This window comes from Dyella humi (genome assembly GCF_044904605.1).
Classification (GTDB): Bacteria; Pseudomonadota; Gammaproteobacteria; order Xanthomonadales; family Rhodanobacteraceae; genus Dyella_B; species Dyella_B humi.
Genome location: NZ_JADIKI010000023.1, coordinates 591,930 through 616,899, shown reverse-complemented (window position 1 = coordinate 616,899; position 24,970 = coordinate 591,930). Strand labels below are relative to the sequence as shown.

Below are 24,970 nucleotides of genomic sequence, written 5' to 3'. Positions count from 1 at the left end.
ACAAAGCTATGCATGCACGGCCGTGTGCTGCGAATACAGCGCATGCCAATGACCGTCGACGTAGATGAAAACGTCCGACGATTTCACGCCGCGCTGAGGGCCGAGCGCTGGGTCATAAAAAGACACGATGGCCGTATTGCCATGCACGACCACCGCGCTGCCGAAAGGATGCTCCTTTTGGTACGTGGCCCAATCGAGCTTGGCCTTGTCCAGACTAGTGCCTTTGCGCTTGGCGGCCCCGGCGACGATCGCGGCCTTGGCGTGCGCCGTGCCGTCGTTGTTCACCGAGCGGTACTCAGGCATCAGCATCTGATCGAGCCACGCGGTGTCGCCCGTCATTTCGGCCAGGCTCCAATGATTATCGACCGCCATCACGCCGGCTTCCGTCTGCTGCGTTTCGTCCGCTGCCATGGGTGCTGAATCTTGGGCGTGAACAGACGTGACTTTGGGCAGAAGCGTCACGCAAGCGAGCAAGGTGACTGTGACAATGCCCAGTGAGCGGGAGTGATTCAGAATTTTCATGCGCGTCCTTTGAAGATCTTGTGGGTACGCCGAGCATCGGCGTTGCCCGGCAGATGGGCACGCGCTTTGTGACGAACGCCCCCGTTTTGGGGCGAGCGGTCGAATCACGAGGGCAAGCGGTTAATGCACTACTCTGCAATCAGCTGCAGTGCGCGAGCGACTTGCGCAGCCGCTTCATACGCGTCCCCGGTCGGCTGATCAGCATAGTGCTGCGTCGCGTGGTTCCAACGGTCGCCCATCGCGAACCAGTCGATGGGCTTGGGGGATGCGCCGGTGCGCAGTGCGTCATCGAGTGTTTGGAAGTAAGTTTGCCAGCGCAGTCGATAGTAATCGCGGGTTAGTCCCGCCCAATCCTTGTTGCCGTAGTCGTGCAGGCTGGCGCCTTCGCTGGCTTTGCGATCGCCCCAGGTAGTGAGCAAGGAGCGCGCGTCGTAGTCGAGTTGCGCCCGTTCCGCAGGTGTGGAAGCCCATGGCTGTACTTGCGAAAGCCAGTTGCCAACGAGGAAGAAACGATCGGTGGCGAGCAGTTGATCTTGTAGATCCATCAGGTGCAGCCAGCGTTGTGTGAGTGCCTCGAAGCGCGTGCGATCCTTCGCGTCGTAGGCGGCCTTGATTTGCGGCAGAAGCAGGCGGCTTTCATTGGCCAGTGTCTGGCGCGCGATGTCCACCAGATCGTACTGATAGGTTTCGCTGCCACGCAGGGCAGTGGCCACTTGCAGCATGTCCGGTAGCGCCTGCTTGAACGCCTCGGCGCTGTAGCGCATCGCCTCGGGCGACCAGTTCGACGCGCGATTGACCGTCAAACTGGGTTGCGCATTGAACAGCGATTCTTGCGCCGCGTCGCGTTCGCTGTTGAACGCGACTTGATCGATGCGGATGTCATAGGCCGTATGCAGCAGCACGTTCCACGCTGCCAATGCGTGCGGGTCGGCTGCACCGTAACGGCGTTGCACGTAATCGGTGGTCCACTTCGCGAGATCGACCGGCGCGCTGCGCCAGGCCATTTCGGTGAACAGATCGAAGGCGAACGGATTGGTGTCCATGCCCTCGGTGAACACGGCGGTGCCGGCCATGTTGTCGTTGGTGCGCCCAAGACGTTGCAGTCGTTCGGTGATGTTGCGGGTGTTCGCGCCCAGCGTGATGCGGCCACCGAATTCCCAGATGCCGCCGAACAGGAACGGGGCATCCTGGAAATCTTTCTGGCGGTTGTCGCGCGGCACGCGATCGTGATCGATATCGATGATCAACAGATGCTTGCGGTCCACACCCGCGAGCAGATCCTGCCGCGGATTGCCCTGCCAAGCCAACATCATCCAGCGCGCATCCGGATGCGCGGCGAGCAAGGCGCTCTGCACGTCGCGCGCGGCTTCCGGCACGGGCACGTCGCCGGCATCGCCGCCTTCCTGGAACACTTCCATGTCGTAGATGCTGCTGTCGCCGAACAGCTCGCGCTGATGGCGATAGAACGCGTCGGCCAGTTTGGCGAACATCGGATCGCGCGGATCGAGCCAGCCCGGCCGCGTGAAACCTGCCCATTCGCCTTGCGGCACCACGTGCGCCTTGGGGGACTTATGCTGGAAATCCGCCGGCACGATGCCGTAGAACCCGGGCAGTACCGGCGTGATACCCAGTTCACGCAGCCGCGCGATGATCTTCTGTGCGGAGACCGCGCGCTTGCGCATCAATGCCGTGCTGATCGGTCCGTTGAAGCAGCACAGGTTGCCCATCAGCTGCCAATTCTGATGCGCGGGTTGGGTGATCCACCGGCGAATCTCGTCATCGGAATAACCGACATCGCGAAAGGTCCGGTAGAGCACGGTGTCCATGCCGCGTTCGATCAGCACCGCGTTGATGCCGGATAGCGCCAGCACGTCGATCTCGCGCTGCCAGCGCGGCCAGTCCCAGTAAGGCGCGGTGTAGCCGTCGACGTTTTCGTTCAACGCATAGCGATAGGCGTACGGTGTTTCCTGCTCGATCACGTTTGTCGGCAATGGAAACGGCGCGGAGCCGACGCGGTCGCCGTTGGGCGAGATCTGCACGTGCGCCACGTATTTCAAATACCAGTTCACACCGAACAGCAAGGCGCTCGGCGTACTGCCTTCCACTTTGATGTGGCCGTTCGCACTGGAAATGCGAAAACGCTCGTGACCATTCGCAGTCGGGAGCGTGCCGAGTTCGAATTGCTGCGCCTGATGAGGGAGCAGGCGTGCGAGTACAGCTTGTTCGGGGCGCGTGTCGAAGGAAGCGGCTGCGCCCGTGCTTGCGGTCAACAGCGCGATAGCAGTGAGCCAGAGCAGGAGCGAGCGTTTATGCATGGCGCGCTCCGATGTGCCGGGTTATTCCGAATCGGGTTCTTTGCGCAGCATGATCAGGTTGCGCAGGAAAATGGCCAGGGTCACCGATTCGCCGATGATGAAGACGGCTTCGCGCTGGTGGATCGCGTAACTCAAGAGGATCACGCCGCCGGCCACGCTCAGATACCAGAACGCGGGAGGAATCAGGCTCTGGCCGCGCGCTTCGCTGTACAGCCATTGCACCAGAAAGCGCACGCCGAACAACACCTGCCCGATCAGGCCCGTACCGATCCAGAGCACTTGATGGTCCAGTGTCATGACGCAAGCTCCGAGGATTCGGGCTCGGGTTCCTTCTTGTTGCGATTACGCAGCTGAAGGTTGCGCAGATAGATCAGCAGACCGCTGGCTTGGCCCACGATGAATACTGGGTCCTTTTTGTAGCAGGCATAGCACAGCAGCAGCATCGCGCCGATGATGCTGGCATACCAGAATACCGTGGGTATCACGCTGCGCCGCTTGTATTCGCTGTAGATCCACTGCAGCAGAAAGCGACCGGAAAACACCGTCTGGCCGACCAAACCCAGCACGAGCCAGGCGTTGTTAAACGTTCCCATTCAGATTCTCGGGTAGGTCCGGGGGCGGAAGGGGCTGCCCCGAATTCAACAGCTAAACAGGTGAACTATATGACAGGGGCCCCGGTCCCGTCTCGAATGGTGAGCGAGGACCCGTGGAAAATGGCCCTGGACCTCGTTTCCGGCTTGGCCTACCCTGCGCCAGCTGTCGGTTGTCTTCCCCATGCTGCCGTGAGAATGCCATGAAATTCCTGGTGATGATCTATAACGACGACACCTTGTTGGACACCCTTCCCCCAGGCCAGTTCGACACCATGATGAACGGCTGCTTCAAGCATGCCGACGAGTTGCGCGCCGAAGGCCACCTGCTCGATTCCATGCAGCTGGAGCCGCCGGCGCAGACCAAGACGGTGCGCGTGCGCAACAGCCGTACCACCGTGGTCGATGGTCCTTATACGGAGGCGCGGGAATACCTGGGTGGCTTCAACTTGATCGAGGCCGCGGATATCGACGAGGCGGTGCGCATCGCGCAGTCGTTTCCGTGGGCGGCGACCGGATGCATCGAGGTGCGGCCGGTGAGGGATATTGATGCGGAAAGGCGGCGCGTCGGGGCGTAGGTATCTACACAATATTTCTGAGGCCTCAGATTGCCCAGTCGTCATTCCGGCGAAGGCCGGAATCCAGTTCAAATATGCGGTCCGAAGGACACAAAAACGATTTTGAGTGCTTCGCACGACGTATTGAAACTGGATTCCGGCCTTCGCCGGAATGACGGTGAGGCAAGGCCGGGCTTGGCCCTCAAGTCAACTGCTTCTCTTCCTCATCCAACGGCAGCACGTCATGGAAGACGTTGTAATCGATGACGCTCACACCGTTGCTGTCCTTGCGCACTAGATCGACATAGCGGTGATTCCAGCGCACTTCCTTGATGCTCCATTGATAGCGCGCCAGCATCGATTGTGAGGTGGTTTCGTCGATACCTTCGATGGTAAGCAGCAGTGTGGTCTCGTCGGCTTCAAGGCTTTCTGGCGTGGCGTTGTACAGCGGGCTGCTTTCATCGATCACGTGCATCAGGCTCCAGCTCAGCATGAAGATCGGGTGCTGGTCGCGCACCAGTTTCAGGTCTTCGATGCGGCGGATCTGGAAGCCTTCCGGCGAGATATGCATGCGCACCAGGTGCATCTGCGCGGATGCTTGTGCGATCAGGTTCTGCCGCATGTTGGCGGCACGCATCATCAGCGTCTGCTTGCCGTCGATGGTGCGCACGACGGGATGCTTGCCGAACACCATCTTGGCGCGCGGGCGCGAGAAGCGGGCGAAGATCAAGCCGGTGAACACGGCGATGTCGCCCATGCCAAGAATGATCTCCGACGTCGCCACGAGATGCGTGTACACCGACTGCGGGTGCATGTCGCCGTAGCCCACCGTGGCGAGCGTTTCCACACTGAAGAAGAAAGCGCCGGCCAGGCCCTTCGGATACTGGTTGGCAATGCCGTTCGGGTCGATCTGGTAGATCATCGCGAACAAGGCGTTGAACATCAGGAACACGCTGGTGGCCACGCCGAAGAAGGCCGGCCAGCTCATGATCAGGGCGCGGTGATAGAAGTCGTCCCAGAAGCGTTCCCTCAGCCCCTCGGAAACGAACGGTCGGCCACCGATATGCACGATGCGCGGCCGTCGCCAGAATGATTCAAATCGCTTGCGGTTCATGGTGGACTCCCTGCTGCCGACACCGTGAAGGAATTGTAGCGTTCGCGCCATGCCCTCCGGGACCACTCATGCACTCGGCCGACGGGCGCGGTAAGCTTTCCGGCCCCACCTGAAGGCAGACTCCATGCTTAAGCTGATCGGCTTCGACGGCGACGACACGCTCTGGCACAGCGAGGGTTATTACCGCGAAGCCAGCACGCGCTTCACCGCCATCATCGGGCGCTATGTGGACGTGGGCGACACCCTTGTGCAGGCCAGCATGCTGGCCACCGAACGGCGGAATTTGAAGTTGTTCGGCTACGGCGCGAAAGGCATGACGCTGTCGATGGTGGAAACGGCCATCGCGGTGACCGAAGGCCGCATCTCTGCGGCCGACATCCATCAGCTGGTTGAAATCGGCAAGACGGTGCTGCAGCACCCAGTGGAACTGCTGCCCGGCGTGCGCGAGGCGGTCGCCGCCGTGGCCGAGCGGCACGAAGTAGTGCTGATCACCAAGGGCGATCTGTTTCACCAGGAAAAGAAGGTGGCGCAGTCCGGCATGGCCGATCTGTTCCACCGCATCGAAATCGTCTCTGAAAAGGACGCGTCCACCTACCGCCGCGTGCTCAGCGAGTTCTCATTGGAGCCGGCGCAGTTCGCGATGGTAGGCAATTCGCTGCGCTCGGATATCGAGCCGGTGATTCGTCTGGGCGGCTGGGGCGTGCACATGCCCTATCACGTGACCTGGGAGCACGAGTTGGAGAACAGTCTGGGCGAAGCGGATGCGCCGCGCATGCTCACCGTCGACGATCCATCCGCGATTCCCGCGGCGATCGCGCAACTGGCCGAACGCGCCGCATCCTGAGCGAAATATGCTTACGCCACGCACCATCCAGTGTCCTTACTGCGGAGAGCGCATCGAGATGTTGATCGATGCGTCGGAAGGGGATCAGCAATACATCGAGGACTGCCAGGTGTGCTGCCGGCCGATCAGCGTCGAGGTGTGGATCGGTGCGGATGAGGATGTGCATGTGAGTGTGACGGGCGAAGACGAGGCTTGAGTCTTGCCAGGTGTGTCCCCTCTCCCCTCCGGGGAGAGGGTTAGGGTGAGGGGGCAAGACTTGCCGGAAAGTGGGGCTGCGCATGCAGTCAACACTTTTTGTTCTTGCGCATGTGTACAGATCAGTCGAGGTTGGCCCCTCACCCCAGCCCTCTCCCCGGAGGGGAGAGGGAGCGTCAGTCGTGCAGTTCGGCCGATTGCACAATCCCAATCCCCGACTCCTCCAACGCCGCCCGCGTAGCCGCATCACTCTCCGGCGTCACCGGCCTCGTCAGATCCCATATCACGTGCGCACGAAACCCCAGCGCCAGCGCATCCTGTACGGTCCACAGCACGCACACGTCCCGCGCCAAGCCCGCCGCGTACACCTCGCTGACGCCGCGCTCGCGCAGCCAGCCGGCCAACCCGGTGCTGGGGCGGTTGCCGTCCGGGCCATGGTTCTCGCGGAAGGCGCTGTAGGAGTCCACGTCCGGGCGGTTGCCCTTGCGCAAGATCAGGTCCGCCTGCGACCAGTCGATGCCCGGATGCAACGTGGCGCCGGGAGTGTTCTGCACGCAGTGATCCGGCCACAGGGTTTGCGGGTGGCCATAGAGCGGGGTCTGCTGGAATGCTTGCGTGCCGGCATGCATGCTGGCGAAGGAAACATGTCCGCGTGGATGCCAGTCCTGCGTGGCGACGGTCTGGCGGAACAGCCGGTGGCGCAGCAGTTGGTCGATGCCGGGAACGATGGCATCTCCTTCGTGGCAGGCAAGCGCGCCGCCGGGCATGAAGTCCGGCTGCACGTCGACGAGGATCAAGGCGGCGTCGTGATTCATCGCAAGATTCCACTGCGGAACGACGGCATAATGCAAGCGATCATTTCAGGAAAACGGTAGATGCATTACGACCAATCGTGGATGGGCTATGGATTGATAGGCGGCCTGGAGGCGGGCGGCATCAGCGCGGTCGCCGCCTTGTTGCTGTACATGGTCGTGCACGCCTTCGGTCGTCGGCAGGGCTGGAGCCCGCTGAAGATGATAAGCATCACCTTCCTGCTTTCCCTGCTGCTTACCGCTAGCGGCGACATGTGGGATCTGTTCTATTTCAACTATGCACGCATGGATTCGATCCAGTTCCTCAAGGCCAGGCTCGCGCAGGTGCATGATCCGGACAATATCGGGCAGCGCGTGTTCTGGGAGCTGATCGGCGCGATGGTGGGCGCCGGGCTGGGCTGGATTCTCCGTGGCGGTGATTGGCGAGGCGCGTTGCGCGGCGATTGAGTGCCGCTATTCGGGCGAAAGCCGAAGCGCTCTACAAAATCGGATCAAACAACCGCGCCACGTGCATTGCCAATCGACGCCAATAAGGCGCACGACGATATTCCTCGCGCGTGATTTCCACCGCCTTTTCGAAATCCGCAACCAGCATGCGTTCCACATCCGCGGCAAAGGCGTGGTCCACATTCAGCGCGCCGATTTCGAAGTTGAGCCGAAACGAGCGGTTGTCCAGATTCATGCTGCTGACGCAGGCGGTGTTGTCGTCGATCAGGATGACCTTCTGGTGCATGAAACCCGGCTGGTAGCGAAACATGCGAATGCCCGCGCCGATCGCATCGCATGCGTGCAAGGTGGAGGCGAGGAACACAGTGAAGTGATCCGGGCGCGAGGGAATCAGCACGCGCACATCCACGCCGCGCATCACCGCCAGGCGTAGCGCCGACATCACCGCCTGGTCGGGCACGAAATACGGCGTGGTAAGCCATAGGCGTTTGCGCGCGGCGTTGATCGCCACCGTGAAAAACAGGGAGCAGGTTTCCTGCGGATCGGCCGGGCCGGTGGCCACGATCAACGTATGCGCGCTACCGTGCACCGGCTGGGGTGGCAGCATGGGCGGCAACTCACCCGTCACCCAATGCCAGTCCACGGCGAAGCTGCTTTGCAGATCGGTCACCGCGGGGCCGGCCACTTGCAGGTGCGTGTCGCGCCAGGGGGCGAGCGGCGGTTTCAGGCCCAGGTATTCGTCACCCACGTTGAGGCCGCCAAGAAACCCCATCGAGCCGTCGACCACCACGATTTTGCGGTGATTGCGGAAATTGAGCTGGAAGCGATTGGGACGCCGCCGCGTGGCGAACGGATAGACGGCCACGCCGCCTGCGCGCAAGGTCTCCACGTAGTGACGGGGCAGGGCATGGCTGCCGATGCCGTCGAACAGCACAAACACACGCACGCCGGCGGCCGCTCGCTCAAGCAGCGCTTGCTGCATGCGCCGGCCTAGGGCATCGTCGTGGAAGATAAAGAACTGCATCAGGATGCAGCGTTCGGCTTTGGCGATTGCCTTGAAGATGGCCTCGAACGCGGCTTCGCCATCGATCAGCAGTTCAAGTTGCTGGCCCGGATGAAACGTGCCGTGCACCATCTGCGCCAGCGCGCTGTACCGTATGCAGCATTCGGATATGCCAACGTGTTCGCCCCGTTGCGACGCCTGCGAGAGCCGCTGGCGGTGCGCGCGATGCAGCGTTACGTAACCCTGGAAATGGCTGCGCCCCAGATACAGGTAAGGCACCAGGGTGACGTAAGGCAGCAGCGACAGACCCAGCGCCCAGGCGAACGCACCTTGCGGCGTGCGCGTATTCATCAGCGCATGCATGGCGGCAAGGATGCCGGCCAGGTGCAGCAGGAAGGCGAATAGGGGGAGGATCTGCGAGAGGCTCATAGGTGCGAGTAGATCATTCCTGCCCGTCTTCGGGGAGAGGGGCAGTCGCGTGATCTATTCATAGCCGTCATCGACCGGCTTCGCTGCTGTAAAGCGCCTCCGCTTTTGCGCACTCTCGTCCGGGAAAAATTGCAGTCTTCGGTAAAGGTAAAAGCGAAGCATAGAACAAGCTCCTCCCCCTGCTTGCAGCGGGAGGTTAGGGGGTGAACACTTGCGGCAAGGCTCCAGGCAAGTACTCACCCCACCCCACCTCCTCCTGCTTGCAGGAGGAGAAAAGAAGGGATGTTTCCCTGCAAGCAGAGGAGGGAGCCGATTCCGGCATGGGTAGAGATACCTGCGCAGCGGAGGCGTTTTGTAAGTCGCCAAACGCACGATTCAACGTTGGAGCTTCAACGTCAGAGCGCTGCTGCTCCCTTCGCTAATTTCTCCCTGACAGCAGCGCGCGAAAGCGAGAGCGCCCGGCTCACTCCGCCAGCAAATGATCCGCCAGATGCCGCGCCTGCTGCCGGATTTCCGGCATGGAGATGGATTCCCACAAGGTGCCACGTAGCATGCTGCCGATGGCGAACAGACGTGGCCACGCGCTGCCGTTGTGCCGTACACGTCCATCCGGCTCGGCCTCGATGCCCAGACCGAAGGGATCGGAACGGATGTGGCCATTGGTGACCAATTGCTGCAATAGCGTGTGCTGCGTGCGGCGTACGTCGTTGTCGAGACCGATGCTTTGCACGATCAACTCCGCTTCCAGCGTGCGCTCCTGCCGCTCGTTCTTGGGCAAGTACCGCAGTTGCAGGCCGCGCTCGGCAAGCGTAACGCCGTGCAGATGGCCGCTGAGGCGTTGAAGTCGACCTTCTTTCTCGAGTGCTTCAACCGCCTGCGCCACCTGCGGTGGCAGACGATGGCGCGAGCGCTCCCACGCCCAGCGCGCGTGACGCAGAAAGCGTGCGCGATCGGCGTGCGGCAGCAAGCCCCACAGCTTCTGGGTATGCGGGCGCAGGCTGTCCAGCACGCGACGCCAGTCATCGGTGTGTGCAATGGCATCGCGCACCAGATGCATCCATGTACGGATGTCCGGTGCGTCACGCATGGTTTCGATCAGTTCGTCGCCATCTTCGTAGGGCAGTGATGCGCTGGCTGGATGTACTTCCGGCAGCAGACCGTGGCGGGAGATCGCGGTGAAGCGCGCATTCGGCCAGAGCGCAGCCAGTTCGACGATCACATCGACCGCGGTAAGGCCCAAGCCGATGATCGCCACGTGATGCGATTGCGTATCCGGCTTGGCATCGGCCAGCAGGGACCATGGTTGCGTGATGTAGCGACCGCTGGTCAGCGCGGCGTCATCCACCTGCGGAAGCGGGCGTGGTGGCAGTGTGCCGAGCGCGAGCACGGTGGCTTCGACGCGTGTGGTGGTTTCCCCTTGGAAGAGGGTGACGCCGTCGTTTTCTGGCACCATCGCATCGACTTCATACGGTACGACGCGCACGTCGTGGCCATTGCTCTTGGCGCGTGCGAGCGCGTTGGTGGTTTCGGTTTCGAGGTATTCGCCGTACCAACATCGGGGCAGGAAATCCGTGCCGGAAATGTTGGGATTGCGTTTCTGCATGTATTCCAGAAAACCGTTGGGACGGTTCGCGAACATGCCCATCGACGCCGCGCGCACGTTGAGCAGATGGCGTTCCGAACGCGTGCCGTAGGCGATGCCGCGTCCTGGCGTGCCGCCACCGGTGTACCAGTCTAGATGTAACGGCTGCGACACGGGGCGCTCCAGCAATTCGCTGAGCAGTGTGGCCCCCGCGGCGCCGCCGCCAATGATGGCGACGCGTCGAAACATGTCACTCCTTGCTGAGTGGATTACCCGAGCTTGTGTTGATATCAGACGCGAAGAGGTCCGGCAATCCGTGCGCGTTGCGGCAGGCTTAGCCAGTACGGTTCGGATTCGACCTGTTCGTAGGTGGCGTAGTCCTCGAGATCACCACCATAGATATGCAGCGTCAGCGCCGTCTCTTGTCGCGAAAGATTGCGGCAGCGATGCATGTAGGGTGGTTCCGCATCGAACCATGTTGCATCGCCAGGGCCCAGCCAATCGCGACCGCGCAATTGCCACGCTTCGGAGGTGGACGCGCGCGACCATGATTCCACTTCAAGCGCGCCGTACAGACTCAACTCGATACCCCACAAGCCTGCATGATCGTGCGAAGGCGAGCTATAGCCGGGCGGCCACGCCATCACCAGCACGCTTACGCCGGGATGGCCGCGACGTCCCAGCAGCCAGCGTTCGAAACCACGGTTGTGCGCTCGCAGATCGTGCAGCCCTTCGGCAAGCGCTTGTGCATCGCGGTGCACAATGGCGCCAAGCTCACGAGAAAGCGAGGCAAGATCCGGATTTTTTTCGAGCGAATACGCGAACGCAATATCACGCAAATTCTTGAGACTGTGTCGGTATGTACGCATAAGGTTCGTAAGCAGACCGGAGATGGTTCGCAGTGGACCATGCACCCCGTTAAATGGTCGTAAGGCAAGGGGCGAACGGCCATGACTTTCGAGGCATGAACGACAGATCGCATCGGCCTATGCTTATGACAGGCCAAGGTTCTGACTGTGCAGCGCTTGCAGACAATTTCTTAATCTCTTGTCAGAGCGCGCAGGGTTGCTTAAACCATTGCAGACCTACGCGCATCAAACCGTGCACCGACGTCGGAGGTAACGGACATGATCGAGCTGATGGCAATCTTCCTGGTAGTGGGCGCATTGTGGTTGGTCGGTGCGCTGATCGGCCTGGTGTTCAAGCTGACTTTCGGGCTGATCGGCGGCCTGTTCAGCCTGTTGGCGGGCGCGCTCGGCTTGTTCATTAGTGGATTGGTGATGCTGCTGGTGCTGCCGGTTATCGCGCTGTCGTTGCTGCCGGTATTCTTGCCGGCACTGCTGTTGTTCGGATTGGTGTGGACGATCGTGCACCTTGCGCGCCGTCCGACAGCAACGCCCGTCGTGCGTTAATTCAAGAATCGGGAATAGCGCGTAGGTTGAGTTACCCCGGACTTAATCCGGAGGTAATCCAACCTACGCATTGCGATTCCCAATTCCCGTCTTTACATATCCTGCATCACAAAATTGACCGGCACACGCGCCCACGCTTTCACTGCATGACCGTCGATCATCGCCGGCTGAAATAGCCAACTCGACAGCACCTGTTCGCGTGCGCTTTTATCCAGCAAGGCGTGACCGCTGCTTTGCTCGATAACAACGTCGAGCGGCTTGCCGTTTTCATCCACCAATACGCGCAGCAGCACCGTGCCTTGCATGTGTGTGCGCAACGCCTGCGTCGGGAAGCGCAGAGGTGACGAACGATAGGCGAGCGACACTACGCCTGGTGCGATGCTCGGTGGTGTGGGTGTAACGACAGGCGGTGACTCGACAGGTCGCGCATTGTCAGAAGGTTCTGTCGTGGGTTGCGCATGGGTGGTCGGTGGGGACACCTTCGGTACATGCACCGGCACGATGACCGGCAGAGTTTTTTGCAACGGCTTGACCACGATGTCCGGAGGTGGCGGCTGAGGTGGTGGCGGTTGGATGACGTGGATGGTGATGGGCTTTACCGATTCGATCACTTCGGCAAACTGCGGCGCCAACGGACGCAGTGCGAAAACGAGCGCGGCAAGGTTGAAGGTGATGGCCGCGCTCAACGCGGCCACGCGCACCATATCCGGACGATACGCACGACGAACGACTGCCAGGCCTGCGGACGACATAGGACGACCTCCTGACGACGATGTGAGTTTTTATGCGCCGGGTACACGCCGTGTGGGGACACGGGGGGATCGTGGCCGATGCGGCTTCAGCGTATGCCTGCTTTTCCGGTTTGTGCAATAGCCGTCCAAATTGTGTGAAAAAACAGCATCTTCTTCACCCCGGGTGCACGTCCTTGCCCCGACAGTGCCCCGGCCCTGCTCGCCAGGGCGATGACATGGACTGTTTTGGGGAAATTGCCCCATCGGGGATCTGTGTTTCGTGCTTCACCTCGAGTGGTGAAAAACCCTTCGTATGCGAAGGAGCGCGTTCACTCACATTGAAGAGGGATACGCGAATCATGAAACCATCGACACAATGGCGGATATCGTGGAAAAGCGCATGCGCGCTCGTCGTCATGGCCGTGTTCGGCGCATGCGGCGCAGCGTTTGCGGCGGACAACGCAACAACCGCGTTTACGCCGAAATCGCTCAGCGAATTCAACGCCAACCTGCGGCCGCAAGGTGTACCCACCGACTATGTGGTGACACCGAATGGCTTTTTCTCGCCCTCCTGCGTGCAGCGAGTGGAGGAAGGCGAGACTTTGCATGCCGACGGCAGCATCGAAGCCGCGAACGGTGCCGTGCGCACGCCGGCAGCTTGCACGCAAGCGCACTTTCGTTTCGACGGTACGCGCGTGGAGCCTAACGGCAGCTTCGCCATGCCGCCGATTGAGGCTGTTCGCAAACCGACCATCAACGGCTGGGTGGAAGATGCCAATTACTCAAGTTCAGTGAATATCGGCAAGATCGTGGCAACTTGGAAAGTGCCCAAAACACCGACTAACCAATCCGGACAGACCGATTATTTCTTCCCGGGTCTGGAGCAACTGCCCACCGTGGAGAGCATCCTGCAACCGGTGCTCGGCTATGACGCCTTCAGCGGCACGGTGTGGACCTTGTCGAGCTGGAACTGCTGCGTAAGCGGAACCACGTACTACAGCGGCCCGATCAACGTGAACGCGGGCGACACCATCCTGGGTACCACCCAATGCAAGGCCGCCAACAATTGCGGCACCTGGACCATCACCTCCAAGGACGTGACCAAAAACACCAGCACCACGCTCACCACCAACCCCTACGGCAATTTACTGTGGGTGTTCGGCGGTGTGATGGAGGTGTACGGCGTTAGCAGTTGCAATGAACTGCCGGCCAGTTCACCGTTGACGTATTCGAGTATCGCTGTCTACAACACGGCCTTCACCAAGATCACCAACACGCCGTGGGGCGCGGATTACCCGGTCGGTTCGACCTCGCCGCAGTGCAGCTACAACGTTTCCACCACATCCACCAGCGTCACTTTGCGCTACTGAGCAACGCACGACAGCGCCCCCGTCCGCAGCCCGGACGGGGATGTTTTTTTGGCCAAAAAAAACCCCGCGGGGGCGCGGGGTTGCAGGATTAACGGATATCGGGGAGGCGATATCCGTAGGCACGCATGTTGCAGGAAGGTAGCTTGGTGAACTGTGGAGTTCATGTGATGGCCGTCTTCACGAAACCATAGTTGTGATCTTTGCCACAATTTCAGGATCAACCGCGGGAGGCGCGCCTATGAAAACCACCGCCATCGTCAAAGGGGCAGGTGCCTTGTTGCTGGGCCTGGCCTGGCTGAGTAGCCCCCAGAGCCTGGCTGCCCACGACGACATCCACTGCAAGATGCATTTCCAGTTGTCCGGCTGGTCGGCCTTCTACAAGCGGGCCGAGGGCAGCGGCACGGTCACTTGTGACAACGGGCAAAGCATGCAGGTACGCATCCGCGCCGAAGGTGGCGGCCTGACCTTCGGCAAGACCCAGATCGATGATGGGCACGGTAGCTTCACGGGCGTCTACGACATCCACGAGGTGCTTGGCCACTATGGCGGTGCCGAGGCGCATGCCGGCGCGCAGGCCAGTGCGGATAGCCAGGTGGTGACGAAGGGGAATGTATCGCTGGCTCTGAGTGGCAAGGGGCGCGGCTGGAATCTTGGCATCGCGTTCGGCGCATTCATCATCGAGCGCTGATATCGATTTCGAATTGGGCAAATGAATGCGGAAAAGGTAACGTGCTGACTTCGTCCTGAGAGTGGTCGGCATGTCCGCAGCAAGCGAGGTGGCGCTTCCGCGCTACGGTTTCGGCGACGAACTCGCCAGCAGTGTCATCCACGGCATTGGCATTTTGTTGAGTGTTGCCGGGCTGGCGGTACTGGTCATGCATAGCGCCGCGGCAGGTCGCGCAAGCGACGTACTGGCCAGTGCGGTTTACGGGGTGTCGCTGATCGCGCTCTATACGGCGTCCACGCTCTACCACGCCATTCGCATTGAGTCGGCCCGGCGATGGCTGCGTACGCTCGATCACATCGCGATCTTTCTGCTGATAGCGGGCACTTACACCCCGTTTACTCTCATCGCGTTGCGAGGCATATGGGGCTGGAGCCTGTTCGGCATGGTGTGGACGCTGGCCTTGCTTGGCACTGCCTTGGAGCTGGGCATGCTCAAGCGCTACCGACGCTTTGCGGTGCTGCTGTACGTCGCGATGGGATGGATCGGCATCATCGCCTTCCGACCCTTGCTGGCGCATCTGCAAACCGGCGGCATGGTGTTGCTGCTTGCCGGCGGCGCGGCTTATACGTTGGGGGTGCCGTTCTATCTTTGGCGCAAGCTGCCGTATCACCACTCGGTGTGGCATGCCTTTGTGCTGGCAGGAAGCGTGCTGCAGTTTCTGGCTGTGTTTTTCTATGTTGTTCCGACAGCTTCGGTGTAAGCCGCTGCTAAGGGCAGCTTGATTAGCGTTGAATTGCGCTGTATCGACTTGTACTCCCGCCGCTGCTGCGCGCAGAGGCGGGAGTAAATCATGCAATAGCTGATTCGACGCCTGCTTATCGCGCCTTTTGTGCCGGAATGAACTGCGTGCGTACCGCCTCCGCCATCTGATCCGGCGGTAGCACGCCCTGGCCGATGATGAAATCGTTGAAGGCCTGACGGTTGAAGTTCTTGCCCAAGGCCAGCTCGGTCTGCAGACGCAACTGCTGCAAGCGCATGTAGCCGTAGAAATATGCGGTGGCCTGGCCGGGGCTGTTGAAGGTGTAGCGGTCCAGTTCTTCGCGCGTCATTGCTTCGGACAGGCCTACGTCGTAACGCAGCACGTCATGTGCGCGTTCTTTGCTGATCAGGCCGAGGTTCAACATCGGATCGAGGAACGCGCGTGCTGCGCGCATCAGACGAAGCTGCAGCGTGATGAACTGGCCGGCCGGCGGTTCGTACGGCAGCATTTCCCCTTCCGAGTACAAGGCCCAGCCTTCCACGTTCACGCTGTTGAACGCGAACAGACTGCGTGCCAGCGATACGCCGCGTTCCACCATGGCCGAGTATTGCAGCTCATGGCCGGGGCGGCCTTCGTGCGAGGTGAGTGGCCAGGCGGCGGCCTTGAAGGTGAAGTCGTCGTAGGCATCGGATGCCTTGCCGTCGGTGGATGGATTGCCCATGGTCAGGACGAAGGTGCCGCGTTCGCCATGGTTGTTGACGAGCGGGGGCGGATCCATGTGCGGCGCAGGCGTGGCCGCTGTTTCGGCCTCAGACGCCACGCGCATCTGCATCTCGCGCTGCGGCAGCGTAACGATGTGTTCGCTTCGGATGATGTCTTGGATCTTGGCGATAACCTGGTGATACCACGGCTCCACGTCGCTCTTGCCGAGCTGTTGCTGTTTCAGCGCCTTGAGCACATCGCGGTAATCGGTCGATGAAATGCCTTCATCTTTGGCGACGACCGGGGCCATCATCTGCATGGCCTGGCGCAGTTCCGAGAATTCCATCTGCGCCTGCTTGATCAGCTCGCCAGGCGCAATGTCGATGCCCGTTTGCTTGAGGTTGTAGGCATACAGTGGCTCGGGCAGGCGGAAGTCGGCGCGCTGGCGCGGCACGATGGTCTTGTGCACCCAGGCGTCGTATTCCTTCAACTGCGCATCCAGCGCATCGAGCGCGGCCTTGCTTTCAGGGTCATTGAGCTTGTACTTGTCGAACAGCTGCCGCACGCCCTGCGCATAGCGCTGACTGTTGGATAGCTGCTGCTCCACATTGCCTTGATAGGGGCCCAGCAAATGCGAGTCGGACAGGCGCGCGGCAGTCTGCGCTTCGGCCAGCTTCGTCAGTGGTGTGCAGCCCGGCGCCTTGCCTACATAGCATTCCAGGCGCTTGAGTGCGTTCGGCCGTCGCTTGGCATCCACTTCGTCGCGCAGCAAGGCGAATTCGCCGTTGAAAATGAGCTGACCCATGTCCTGGTAAGGCAGCATGTACTTGTCGTTGAGGTCGATGCCTTCAATCGACAGGTCCGCCGTCTTGATCATGATCTGCAGATCCTGGCGAACGTTGGCATCCTTTTCCGCCGCCAGCTTGCTTTCTAGCTGGGTCTTGGCTTCGAGCAATGCCTTGCGCTGGCGGGGATCGGCGTCGGGCTTCAGGTCGCTGACTTTATCGTCGTAGCCGGTGAGGCCGATCTGCGTGGCGTTCTCGGGATTGAACTGCGCCATGACATCGAGCAGGACTTTCGCATCCTCATTGCTGCGTTCGACCCACGATGGCGTCTGGGTGCCTTGCGCGTAAGCCGATCCGGTGGCAGCCAGGGCGATCGCAGCAGCCAGTGCGAGACGTTTCATCATGACGGATATCCCTATGAGCTCAATTGGTCGCGCGAGCTTATTCGCTAAGGCTCACTTCATGCCATGCCCCAAAAGTTTGGAGCTAGAAATTTAGCAGCCACACCCCCGCCGCCAGCGCCACCATCACCACCGACAGCACCAGCTTCACGAGCGTACCGAACAGCAGCCCGAGCCAGGTGCCCACGCCCACGTGTGTAGAGCGCAACACGCTTTTGCTGGAGACGAGTTCGCCGATCACGGCGCCGACAAAGGGCCCAAGGATCAGCCCAGGCAGTCCGAGGAACATGCCCACGAAGGTGCCGATCGACGCGCCCCACATGGCTAGCGAACTGGCGCCGACGCGCTTGGCGCCCAGCGAGGTGGCGACGAAATCCATCGCTACGCCAAACGCCGCCAGCACGCCCAGGATGATCAACCAGGTGACGCCGAGGTGCTGATAGTCGTCCAGGGCCGCGGCAAGCCAGATACCGCCGAAAATCATCGGGATGCCGGGTAAGGTCGGCACGATCGTGCCGACCAGACCACCCACGATCAGGGCGAAGGCGAGCGCGTAGAGGGCGATGTCCATGAAGAGCATACGTGGGTCCTTGGGCGGCCTGGCCGTGAATCGGCCACAATAGTCTGTCGCCATGCTGCGACGGGCAAGTTACTTCATCGGTGAGCACGTGCCAGATAACACCACCCTGCTGAAGGCCGACGAATTGGGCCGCATCGAGATCGTCGAGCGCGACGGCAAGCCATGCATTCGCCGCGATATCCGCGCCGCGCGCTGGTGGGCGCACGCGTTCGCGCATCGCGCCGCCGCACGCGAAGCACGCGCGTTGGCGAAGCTGGATGGTATCGACGGGGTGCCTGCGTTACTGGCTTGGGATGGCCGTGAACTGTTGCGCAGCTACATCGCCGGCAGGCCGATGCAACAAGCGCAGCCTCGTGATAGCGCCTACTATCGCGACGCGCTGCGTCTGCTCGCGCAATTGCATCGGCACGGCATCGTGCACAACGATCTGGCGAAGGAGCCTAACTGGTTAGTACGCGAGGATGGACGTCCGGCGCTGGTCGATTTCCAGATCGCCTGGACGCGCGGCAAGCGTGGCCGCTTGTTCCGGCTGTTGGCGCGCGAAGATCTGCGTCATCTGCTCAAGCACAAACGCACGTATTGCGAGCATGCACTCAGTACACGTCAGCGGAAAATGTTGGATACGCCTGCACCACATTCGCGCCTGTGGCGTGCAACCGGCAAGCGTCTCTACAAGCTGATTGCGCGGCGGGTGTTTGGGTATTGGGATAACGAAGGAAAAGGCCGCGTGCGCGATTGAGCTCGCGCAAACCTTGCGGCCGTCATTTCCGCTCTCGCGGGTGACGGCTATGAAGGTGTGATGCCTTTCTTATTTCTCGACAAACGCCCGCTCGATCACATAATCGCCCGGCTCGCGCGTACGCGGTGAAGCATGAAAACCACGTGCATCCAGCAACGCGCATAGATCATCGAGCATGGCGGGACTGCCGCACAGCATCACGCGATCCGTTTCCGGATTGAGCGGTGGCAGGCCGATGGTCGCTGCCATGGCGCCATCCACGATGTTGTCGGTAATGCGGCCGCGATTGCGAAACGATTCGCGCGTGACGGTGGGGTAATACACCAGCTTCTCGCGAACCAGCTCGCCCAGATATTTATGCTGCGGCAGTTCGTTCTGCAGATAGTCCGAATAAGCCAGATCGCTGATGTTGCGTACTCCGTGAGCCAGCACGATCTTGTCGAAGCGCTCGTAGGTTTCCGGATCGCGGATGATGCTCATGAACGGTGCCAGCCCCGTGCCCGTGCCGAGCAAGTACAGGTGCTTGCCGGGCTTGAGATCGGTCAGCACCAGCGTGCCGGTGGGCTTGCGGCTGACCGTGATGCGGTCGCCCGGCTTCAGGTGCTGCAGCCGCGAGGTGAGCGGGCCGTTCTCCACCTTGATCGAGAAGAACTCCAGGTGCTCCTCCCAACTGGCGCTGGCGATCGAATACGCGCGCATCAGGGGGCGGCCTTCCACGTCCAGGCCAATCATCACGAACTGGCCGCTGTCGAAGCGAAAGCTCGGATCGCGCGTGGTGCGGAAACTGAAAAGGTTATCGTTCCAGTGATGGACGTCGATTACTTGCTCGGTCGCCAAAGCCACCATAGTTTTGTCTTCTCGATGGGTGAAACGGGAATACACGCTGTATCGAACAGCGGAATTGCTCACTTAACTCGCGGGGGAGGGCGGTTGCCGTTGCCTTACGAGCGCCGTGCTTGCCACGGGACAGGCCCAAAATATTACGCGATTTGGGCTGTTCCTGGGTTAGCAGGGTTTTTCATATGGGGAGCCTGCCGCGATATGCAAGACATTGCCGGGGCGGCGATTGGGTGCCAGCCGCTGTCAAGTGCTTGTCGGGTTGGCCCTGGGGCGTGCATCCGCCGGGCATCTTTCGGTACGTCAGGACGCAAATCCATGGCGTTTGGGCTTAGAACGGCGCCGAGGCAAACAGGAGGCCAAGCGCCGTCAGCTTCCACTTTCCCTTATCACGAACCACCATGCCTTTTTGCTGCAGTTCGTACATCCGCTCCGCTGTCATGAGTTCGCGGTCCCAACTGGTGTGGAATCGCGCCATCAACGAACGCATGACCCTGTATTCCGGTAAAGACAGCTCCGAGTTGTGGGTGGCCATGGCTTACCCCGGTAGTGAGCAGCGGCAGCACGCCAAGCTATGATTGACGTCTACCGTATGCTGTCCAGCACATAGCGGATGCTCATGTCGCTGTCGAACTCGTAGATGAATTGTCGTCAGACGACAACGAATTGCTTCGATTTGCCATTAACGGATACTTGTACAAGATCGCCTTGACACGGTACCGGCATGCCTTCTTTGTAAAGGACGGTGCCGATCTGCCGCACATCTGGATCCTCACCCAGCGACTGACGCGCGTCGTCAGTAAAGGTGAAGTAGTTTTGTAGATGTGTGGACATGACGCTTCACCCTTCGTGCAACATAGACGTCTATTTGTCTCTTGCGGGCGTCTTGATGGTTCTCAGAGGCAGCGATATGTCAGGTGCCTCTGAGATTGCTTGATCGGAGCGGTTCACTCCGCAGCGTTAGTGCAAGGCGTAACTTGGGTGTGGCCGGGATATTTATAGCCCTCGGGCGATCCCATGCGAACGGTCGAAGTAGATGGCTTCTTCAAGAAGCCAACGGACTATCGTCGGCTTTTCTTTCCCTTGGATTCGGGAAGCGGAGGCGGGGACCCAGGATGTCCCGGTTCGCGACCCGAGAACGAGGTTTTCGAAAAATGAGGCGCTTCAACTTCGCTGGCCGCTTTATCCCGGATTTTTGCCTTGGGCGCGTAAACGCTATGAATCTGTGCCACTGATAAAGGCTCAGTACGATGGGCCATAGGGGGCGGTCTCTAGATGAACAAGCTGCATGACAGCGTTGGATGAGCCCTGCGATGTAGCGCAAAGCAGTGACTCATAGGCGATAACGGATATTCGCGGGCTGAGATGGCGGACCTGACACACAGCCCGGCACAGGGCCATCTTGCGCGCCGACCTGTTAGATAAAGGTAAAAAGGGCTATTTCCGTTCGGCACCCGAACTCGATCATTTCGGTCACGTTTGTGGCGCCCCAATCCTCAGTCTTGTGTCGTTCATTCCGGTGCAAACGTGGGGATTGAGTAGTGGCTTTCGATCCGAGGCAGGTGTTGTACGCGGCCGCCCGTGTGGAGTTGACCTGAGGCCAGGCGGTTAGAATATTCATCATGCATAACATCAATCGAAGCGATTGGCGCCTGTCCGTAGCGCCCATGATGGACTGGACGGATAGGCACTGCCGCTACTTCCATCGCCTGCTTTCCCCGCATGCCCGTCTGTACACCGAAATGGTGACCAGTGCGGCGCTGGTGCGCGGCAAGCAGTTACGGTTGCTGGAGCATAGTCAGCAAGAGCATCCGGTAGCGCTGCAACTGGGTGGCAGCGATCCGCAGGAACTGGCGGAGGCGGCGCGGCTTGGCGCGGAGGCTGGCTACGATGAGATCAATCTCAATGTGGGCTGTCCCTCGGACCGGGTGCAGTCTGGGCGGTTCGGTGCTTGCCTGATGCGTGAGCCTGCGTTGGTCGGCGATTGCGTCAAAGCGATGCGCGATGTGGTGTCGGTGCCCGTCACGGTGAAGTGTCGCATCGGCGTGGACGACCAGGACGAATACGCCGACTTGCAGCACTTCACCGAGACCATGCTGGAAGCTGGCGTGGAAGTGCTGGTGGTGCATGCGCGCAAGGCGTGGCTGCAGGGCTTGTCGCCGAAGGAAAACCGCGAGATTCCGCCGCTGGATTACCAACGCGTCTATCGCCTCAAGCGCGAATTCCCGCAACTGGTGGTGGTGATCAACGGCGGCATCACCACGGCGGAAGCGGTTCGCGAGCACCTGGCGCACGTGGATGGCGTGATGCTGGGGCGCGCGGCGTATCACGATCCTTATGTGCTCGCGCGCGTCGAAGCCGCTCTCTACGACGTACCGCTGCCAACGCGCGAAAGTGTGCTGCAGCATATGCGGCCTTATGTGGAAGCGGAACTGGCGCGCGGGACGGCGCTCAAGCACATCTGCCGGCACCTGCTGGGGTTGTACCAGGGCGAGCCGGGTGCGCGCGGTTTCCGGCGTACCTTGAGCGAAGGTGCACACCGGGATGGCGCGGGATGGTCGCTGATCGAACAGGCCGTGGCACCGATGCTGGTTGCGGCGTGAAGCCCTGTTCAGCCGTCCGGTCATTATTCAGCCCAGGTTGCGCAGTATGTCCCGTCGACCGGATCCTCCGGCATTCAACCATGGGACTTAAGGCTTTGAAGCAACTCGCATGGATGGCCGCGGTCGGGCTGTTGGCGACCGGCGCGGCCGCCGCCCAGTCGTCGCCACCGCAGACCGGTCTGAGCCTGGACCAGGCCGTTACGCAAGTACAGCAAAGGGTAGGCGGCAAGGTGCTGTCGGCCGAGCCGCGCCACATCGGGCGCAAAGTGGAGTACCGCATCAAAGTGCTTACGCCCGAAGGGCATGTGCGCGTGATTGCGGTGCCATCTGATGCCACGCGTGTGCCGCCTGCGGCACAATCCACCAAGAAATCCCCTAACGGCGGAAGCAAGAAGGAGAAACACTGATGCGCATCCTCCTGGTCGAAGACGAAGCGCCGCTGCGCGAGACGCTTGCGGCCCGACTGAAACGCGACGGGTTTGCCGTGGACACTGCCCAGGATGGCGAAGAAGGCATCTACCTGGGCCGCGAAGTGCCGTTCGATCTGGCCATCATTGATCTGGGCCTGCCCAAGTTGTCGGGCATGGACCTGGTCAAGGCGCTGCGCGAAGCCGGCCAGCGCTATCCCATCCTGATCCTTACTGCCCGCGGCAGTTGGCAGGACAAGGTCGAGGGTCTCAAGCATGGTGCCGACGATTACCTGGTCAAGCCGTTCCACGTCGAAGAGCTGCTGGCGCGTATCAATGCGCTGGTGCGCCGCGCGAGCGGATGGTCCAAGCCGGTACTGGCGTGCGGTCCGATCAAGCTGGACACCACCGCGCAAACCGTAACGGTGGAAGGCAAGCCGGTGGATCTCACCAGCTACGAGTACAAGGTGCTGGAATACCTCATGCTCCATGCGGGCGAGCTGGTGTCAAAAGCCGACCTCACCGAGCACATCTATCAACAGGATTTCGATCGCGATTCGAATGTGCTCGAGGTCTTCATCGGTCGCCTGCGCAGAAAGCTGGATCCGGAAGGCACCCTGAAGCCGATCGAGACGGTGCGTGGACGCGGGTACCGCTTTGCCATACCTCGCAGCGAAGACGAATGATGCAGCCGCGCGCCGCCCGTTCTCGCTGGCGGCGCGAGCAGCGCTTACCACCGGCCTCGTGTTGGCCGCCTTCCTCGGCGCCATCGGGTGGACCTTGTCGCGCACCTATGGGGCCAGCGAGCTCAACAAACTGCAGGGCCGCCTGCACGATTACGTCATAACCTACATCGCCGGCACCGATCCGCGGCGCGACGGCACACCGTTGATGCCGGATACACCGCCCGATCCGATGTTCTCGCGTCCCGGTTCCGGTTTGTATGCGGTGGTGCTGGGCGACAGCGGTTTTCATTGGGAATCATCGTCCGCGCTGGGACGCGATTTCAGTTTTCTGCATCCGCTGCAGCCCGGGCAGTCGCAATTCATCGGTCCGGTCGATACGGAGCTTGGACGGCTTTACTACTACAGCTTCGGCGTGGCGCTGGATGTACCCGAACGCCCCGCGGTGCATCTCACCTTTACGGTGGCGCAGACCGAAGACGAGTTGGAAAGCAATACCGCCGTCTACCGGCGCAGCCTGGTGGGCTGGCTCGCCACATTGGGCGTGATGCTGATCGTGCTGCAATTGCTGCTGCTGCGCTGGAGCCTTACGCCGTTGCGCAAAGTGGCCAGCGACATGAGCCGCGTCGAGCGCGGCCAGAGCGATCACCTGGATAGTCAGTACCCGGCCGAACTCACCGGTCTCACCGATCGCATCAATGCTTTCATCAACAGCGAGCGCGAACAGCGCACGCGCTATCGCAACACGCTCGCCGATCTGGCACACAGCCTGAAAACGCCGTTGGCGGTGATCCGCTCGCAAGTGGAAGCCAGCGAACTGCCGCCCCCCGTGCGCGCGCCGGTACTCGACCAGGTGCGGCGCATGGATGAACTGGTCGCCTACCAACTCGCGCGTGCGGCCACCACCGGGCGCCAGACCTTCGCCGCCAGCGCGGTGCCGATCGCTGGCCATGCCGAAGATTTGGTGCAAAGCCTGGAAAAGGTCTACGCCGCGAAAAACGTGCTATGCGAATTCGATATCGAGGACGGCGCGGCGTTCTACGGCGAGCAGGGCGATCTGCTGGAGCTGATGGGCAACCTGCTGGAGAACGCCTTCAAGTGGGCCAACCACCATGTGCTACTGGTGGTGAAAACGCAGCGTCAGCCGGGACGTCCGCGGGCAGGCATGCTGCTCAGCGTCGAAGATGACGGCCCCGGCATCGAAGCGGACAAGGTCGAAAAAATTCTGCAGCGTGGCGTGCGCGGCGACGAACGCGTCAAAGGCCATGGTATTGGCCTGTCCATCGTGCAAGATATTGTGCGCGCCTATAACGGCGAACTGACGGTGGATCACTCACCGGAGTTCAACGGTGCGCGTTTCAGCGTGGCGCTACCGCCTACCTGATCTGCCGTGTGTAAACCTGGGAACCGGTTATTGAATCGAACCGGGCAGCAGCGATTGCCAACTCAGCCCGGAAGAACCGTGCGAAGAACCGTCGGGCGAGTTTTCGCCGCCGAAGTGTGCGGGGTTTTCGTCCATGTTGTTGCTTGAGTTGCTGGAGCGGCTGTTGCTGGACGAAGAAGAGGAAGACGCGCCCGAGCTGCGTGGCACGTTCAAGCTATCGCCGTTGGAAGCGGAGGTATCGTGGCTACTGCTGTGGTCGCTGCCACTGCCATGACCGGTGCAGCCGGCGCTTGCATTGATGCTGCCTGCCGCCGCAGAGCTGCCCGCGGCCGCCGCATTAGCGATGGCCCCAAGACTCAGCAAGCATCCGAGCAGCAATGAAGTGGCGCGCATGGCGATCAAGCCCCCAAGGCATAAAGCCTAGCTTCCCGATGGTCCCAGAAACCCCGGCTGGATACCAGTGCCCTCGTCGCCGCGGCCGCCTGCCTTAGAATGCCTC

Annotated in this window: 29 protein-coding genes; 13 read left to right on the top strand and 16 right to left on the bottom strand. The window is 60.9% G+C overall.

From position 1 onward, the window contains the following. Positions 1-6 precede the first annotated feature (6 nt). From ISP18_RS14150 to ISP18_RS14135, 4 genes are all read right to left on the bottom strand, one after another. Positions 7-411, bottom strand: coding sequence for a DUF4440 domain-containing protein (locus ISP18_RS14150; RefSeq protein ID WP_380013084.1), 405 nt, complete (start codon positions 409-411; stop codon positions 7-9). Between the two features lie 239 nt (positions 412-650). Then, positions 651-2,837, bottom strand: a complete 2,187-nt coding sequence (locus ISP18_RS14145; protein WP_380013081.1) for an alpha-N-acetylglucosaminidase — start codon at positions 2,835-2,837, stop codon at positions 651-653. A 21-nt stretch (positions 2,838-2,858) separates the two neighbouring features. Next, positions 2,859-3,134 carry a lipid-A-disaccharide synthase N-terminal domain-containing protein gene (locus ISP18_RS14140; protein ID WP_380013078.1) on the bottom strand — a complete coding sequence of 92 codons (276 nt, stop codon included), beginning with the start codon at positions 3,132-3,134 and terminating at the stop codon, positions 2,859-2,861. Further along, entirely contained in the window at positions 3,131-3,430 is a 300-nt protein-coding gene (locus ISP18_RS14135) for a lipid-A-disaccharide synthase N-terminal domain-containing protein (RefSeq protein WP_380013075.1), read from the bottom strand. Before ISP18_RS14135 ends, ISP18_RS14140 begins: the two co-directional genes overlap by 4 nt. 200 nt (positions 3,431-3,630) lie before the next feature. On the opposite strand from ISP18_RS14135, the gene ISP18_RS14130 reads away from it, so the two are divergent. Continuing rightward, a complete protein-coding gene (locus ISP18_RS14130) occupies positions 3,631-4,005 on the top strand; it encodes a YciI family protein (RefSeq protein WP_380013072.1) in 375 nt (124 codons plus the stop codon). A 181-nt stretch (positions 4,006-4,186) separates the two neighbouring features. On the opposite strand, the gene ISP18_RS14125 is transcribed toward ISP18_RS14130, so the two are convergent. Then, positions 4,187-5,098, bottom strand: coding sequence for an ion channel (locus ISP18_RS14125; RefSeq protein ID WP_380013069.1), 912 nt, complete (start codon positions 5,096-5,098; stop codon positions 4,187-4,189). Between the two features lie 124 nt (positions 5,099-5,222). On the opposite strand from ISP18_RS14125, the gene ISP18_RS14120 reads away from it, so the two are divergent. Then, positions 5,223-5,942 (top strand): HAD family hydrolase, encoded by a 720-nt coding sequence (locus tag ISP18_RS14120; RefSeq protein ID WP_380013066.1) that lies wholly within the window; start codon positions 5,223-5,225, stop codon positions 5,940-5,942. Between the two features lie 7 nt (positions 5,943-5,949). After that, a complete protein-coding gene (locus ISP18_RS14115; RefSeq protein WP_380013063.1) occupies positions 5,950-6,138 on the top strand; it encodes a CPXCG motif-containing cysteine-rich protein in 189 nt (62 codons plus the stop codon). Positions 6,139-6,313: 175 nt separating this feature from the next. Here the strand turns inward: ISP18_RS14115 and pncA are convergent, their stop codons facing one another. After that, positions 6,314-6,952, bottom strand: a complete 639-nt coding sequence (gene pncA, locus ISP18_RS14110) for a bifunctional nicotinamidase/pyrazinamidase (RefSeq protein WP_380013060.1) — start codon at positions 6,950-6,952, stop codon at positions 6,314-6,316. A 60-nt stretch (positions 6,953-7,012) separates the two neighbouring features. Here pncA and ISP18_RS14105 point away from each other — a divergent pair, with 60 nt between their 5' ends. Further along, complete coding sequence (locus ISP18_RS14105; RefSeq protein ID WP_380013057.1) at positions 7,013-7,396, top strand: hypothetical protein; 384 nt, start codon at positions 7,013-7,015, stop codon at positions 7,394-7,396. Between the two features lie 31 nt (positions 7,397-7,427). Here the strand turns inward: ISP18_RS14105 and cls are convergent, their stop codons facing one another. The 3 genes from cls to ISP18_RS14090 form a co-directional block, all read right to left on the bottom strand. Next, the gene (gene cls, locus ISP18_RS14100; protein WP_380013054.1) at positions 7,428-8,828 is read right to left on the bottom strand and encodes a cardiolipin synthase; all 1,401 of its coding nucleotides are present in this window, start codon (positions 8,826-8,828) and stop codon (positions 7,428-7,430) included. A 463-nt stretch (positions 8,829-9,291) separates the two neighbouring features. Continuing rightward, positions 9,292-10,659: an FAD/NAD(P)-binding protein gene (locus tag ISP18_RS14095; protein WP_380013051.1), complete on the bottom strand. Its 1,368-nt coding sequence runs from the start codon at positions 10,657-10,659 to the stop codon at positions 9,292-9,294. 41 nt (positions 10,660-10,700) lie between these two features. Beyond that, positions 10,701-11,279 (bottom strand): cysteine dioxygenase, encoded by a 579-nt coding sequence (locus ISP18_RS14090; protein ID WP_380013048.1) that lies wholly within the window; start codon positions 11,277-11,279, stop codon positions 10,701-10,703. 258 nt (positions 11,280-11,537) lie between these two features. Here ISP18_RS14090 and ISP18_RS14085 point away from each other — a divergent pair, with 258 nt between their 5' ends. Next, on the top strand, positions 11,538-11,822 hold the full coding sequence (locus tag ISP18_RS14085; protein WP_380013045.1) for a hypothetical protein: 285 nt from the start codon (positions 11,538-11,540) through the stop codon (positions 11,820-11,822). Between the two features lie 92 nt (positions 11,823-11,914). Here the strand turns inward: ISP18_RS14085 and ISP18_RS14080 are convergent, their stop codons facing one another. Continuing rightward, positions 11,915-12,574 (bottom strand): energy transducer TonB, encoded by a 660-nt coding sequence (locus tag ISP18_RS14080; protein ID WP_380013042.1) that lies wholly within the window; start codon positions 12,572-12,574, stop codon positions 11,915-11,917. A 338-nt stretch (positions 12,575-12,912) separates the two neighbouring features. Here ISP18_RS14080 and ISP18_RS14075 point away from each other — a divergent pair, with 338 nt between their 5' ends. From ISP18_RS14075 to trhA, 3 genes are all read left to right on the top strand, one after another. After that, positions 12,913-13,923 (top strand): hypothetical protein, encoded by a 1,011-nt coding sequence (locus ISP18_RS14075; RefSeq protein ID WP_380013039.1) that lies wholly within the window; start codon positions 12,913-12,915, stop codon positions 13,921-13,923. Between the two features lie 238 nt (positions 13,924-14,161). Further along, positions 14,162-14,611 (top strand): hypothetical protein, encoded by a 450-nt coding sequence (locus tag ISP18_RS14070; protein WP_380013036.1) that lies wholly within the window; start codon positions 14,162-14,164, stop codon positions 14,609-14,611. A gap of 70 nt (positions 14,612-14,681) precedes the next feature. Next, complete coding sequence (gene trhA / locus ISP18_RS14065; protein WP_380013033.1) at positions 14,682-15,350, top strand: PAQR family membrane homeostasis protein TrhA; 669 nt, start codon at positions 14,682-14,684, stop codon at positions 15,348-15,350. Positions 15,351-15,465: 115 nt separating this feature from the next. Here the strand turns inward: trhA and ISP18_RS14060 are convergent, their stop codons facing one another. Next, positions 15,466-17,238 carry a DUF885 domain-containing protein gene (locus ISP18_RS14060; protein WP_380015851.1) on the bottom strand — a complete coding sequence of 591 codons (1,773 nt, stop codon included), beginning with the start codon at positions 17,236-17,238 and terminating at the stop codon, positions 15,466-15,468. Between the two features lie 85 nt (positions 17,239-17,323). Then, positions 17,324-17,809 carry a DUF456 domain-containing protein gene (locus tag ISP18_RS14055; RefSeq protein ID WP_380015849.1) on the bottom strand — a complete coding sequence of 162 codons (486 nt, stop codon included), beginning with the start codon at positions 17,807-17,809 and terminating at the stop codon, positions 17,324-17,326. A gap of 61 nt (positions 17,810-17,870) precedes the next feature. Between ISP18_RS14055 and ISP18_RS14050 the strand changes: the two genes are divergently transcribed. After that, a complete protein-coding gene (locus tag ISP18_RS14050; protein ID WP_380013030.1) occupies positions 17,871-18,557 on the top strand; it encodes an RIO1 family regulatory kinase/ATPase domain-containing protein in 687 nt (228 codons plus the stop codon). A 69-nt stretch (positions 18,558-18,626) separates the two neighbouring features. On the opposite strand, the gene ISP18_RS14045 is transcribed toward ISP18_RS14050, so the two are convergent. The 3 genes from ISP18_RS14045 to ISP18_RS14035 all read right to left on the bottom strand — a co-directional run bounded on the left by ISP18_RS14045 (position 18,627) and on the right by ISP18_RS14035 (position 20,228). Then, a complete protein-coding gene (locus ISP18_RS14045; RefSeq protein WP_380013027.1) occupies positions 18,627-19,403 on the bottom strand; it encodes a ferredoxin--NADP reductase in 777 nt (258 codons plus the stop codon). A gap of 322 nt (positions 19,404-19,725) precedes the next feature. Further along, entirely contained in the window at positions 19,726-19,929 is a 204-nt protein-coding gene (locus ISP18_RS14040) for a hypothetical protein (protein ID WP_380013024.1), read from the bottom strand. 116 nt (positions 19,930-20,045) lie between these two features. Continuing rightward, a complete protein-coding gene (locus ISP18_RS14035; RefSeq protein WP_380013021.1) occupies positions 20,046-20,228 on the bottom strand; it encodes a hypothetical protein in 183 nt (60 codons plus the stop codon). 788 nt (positions 20,229-21,016) lie between these two features. Here ISP18_RS14035 and dusA point away from each other — a divergent pair. The 4 genes from dusA (at position 21,017) to ISP18_RS14015 (ending at position 24,471) form a co-directional block, all read left to right on the top strand. Continuing rightward, positions 21,017-21,997 carry a tRNA dihydrouridine(20/20a) synthase DusA gene (gene dusA, locus ISP18_RS14030; RefSeq protein ID WP_380013018.1) on the top strand — a complete coding sequence of 327 codons (981 nt, stop codon included), beginning with the start codon at positions 21,017-21,019 and terminating at the stop codon, positions 21,995-21,997. Positions 21,998-22,077: 80 nt separating this feature from the next. Beyond that, on the top strand, positions 22,078-22,404 hold the full coding sequence (locus ISP18_RS14025; RefSeq protein WP_380013015.1) for a PepSY domain-containing protein: 327 nt from the start codon (positions 22,078-22,080) through the stop codon (positions 22,402-22,404). Further along, on the top strand, positions 22,404-23,090 hold the full coding sequence (locus ISP18_RS14020; protein WP_380013012.1) for a response regulator transcription factor: 687 nt from the start codon (positions 22,404-22,406) through the stop codon (positions 23,088-23,090). The genes ISP18_RS14025 and ISP18_RS14020 overlap by 1 nt, the downstream gene beginning before the upstream one ends. After that, entirely contained in the window at positions 23,044-24,471 is a 1,428-nt protein-coding gene (locus ISP18_RS14015) for an ATP-binding protein (protein WP_380013009.1), read from the top strand. Before ISP18_RS14020 ends, ISP18_RS14015 begins: the two co-directional genes overlap by 47 nt. 27 nt (positions 24,472-24,498) lie before the next feature. Here ISP18_RS14015 and ISP18_RS14010 read toward each other — a convergent pair whose 3' ends face one another. After that, complete coding sequence (locus ISP18_RS14010; protein ID WP_380013006.1) at positions 24,499-24,864, bottom strand: hypothetical protein; 366 nt, start codon at positions 24,862-24,864, stop codon at positions 24,499-24,501. Between the last annotated feature and the right edge of the window lie 106 nt (positions 24,865-24,970).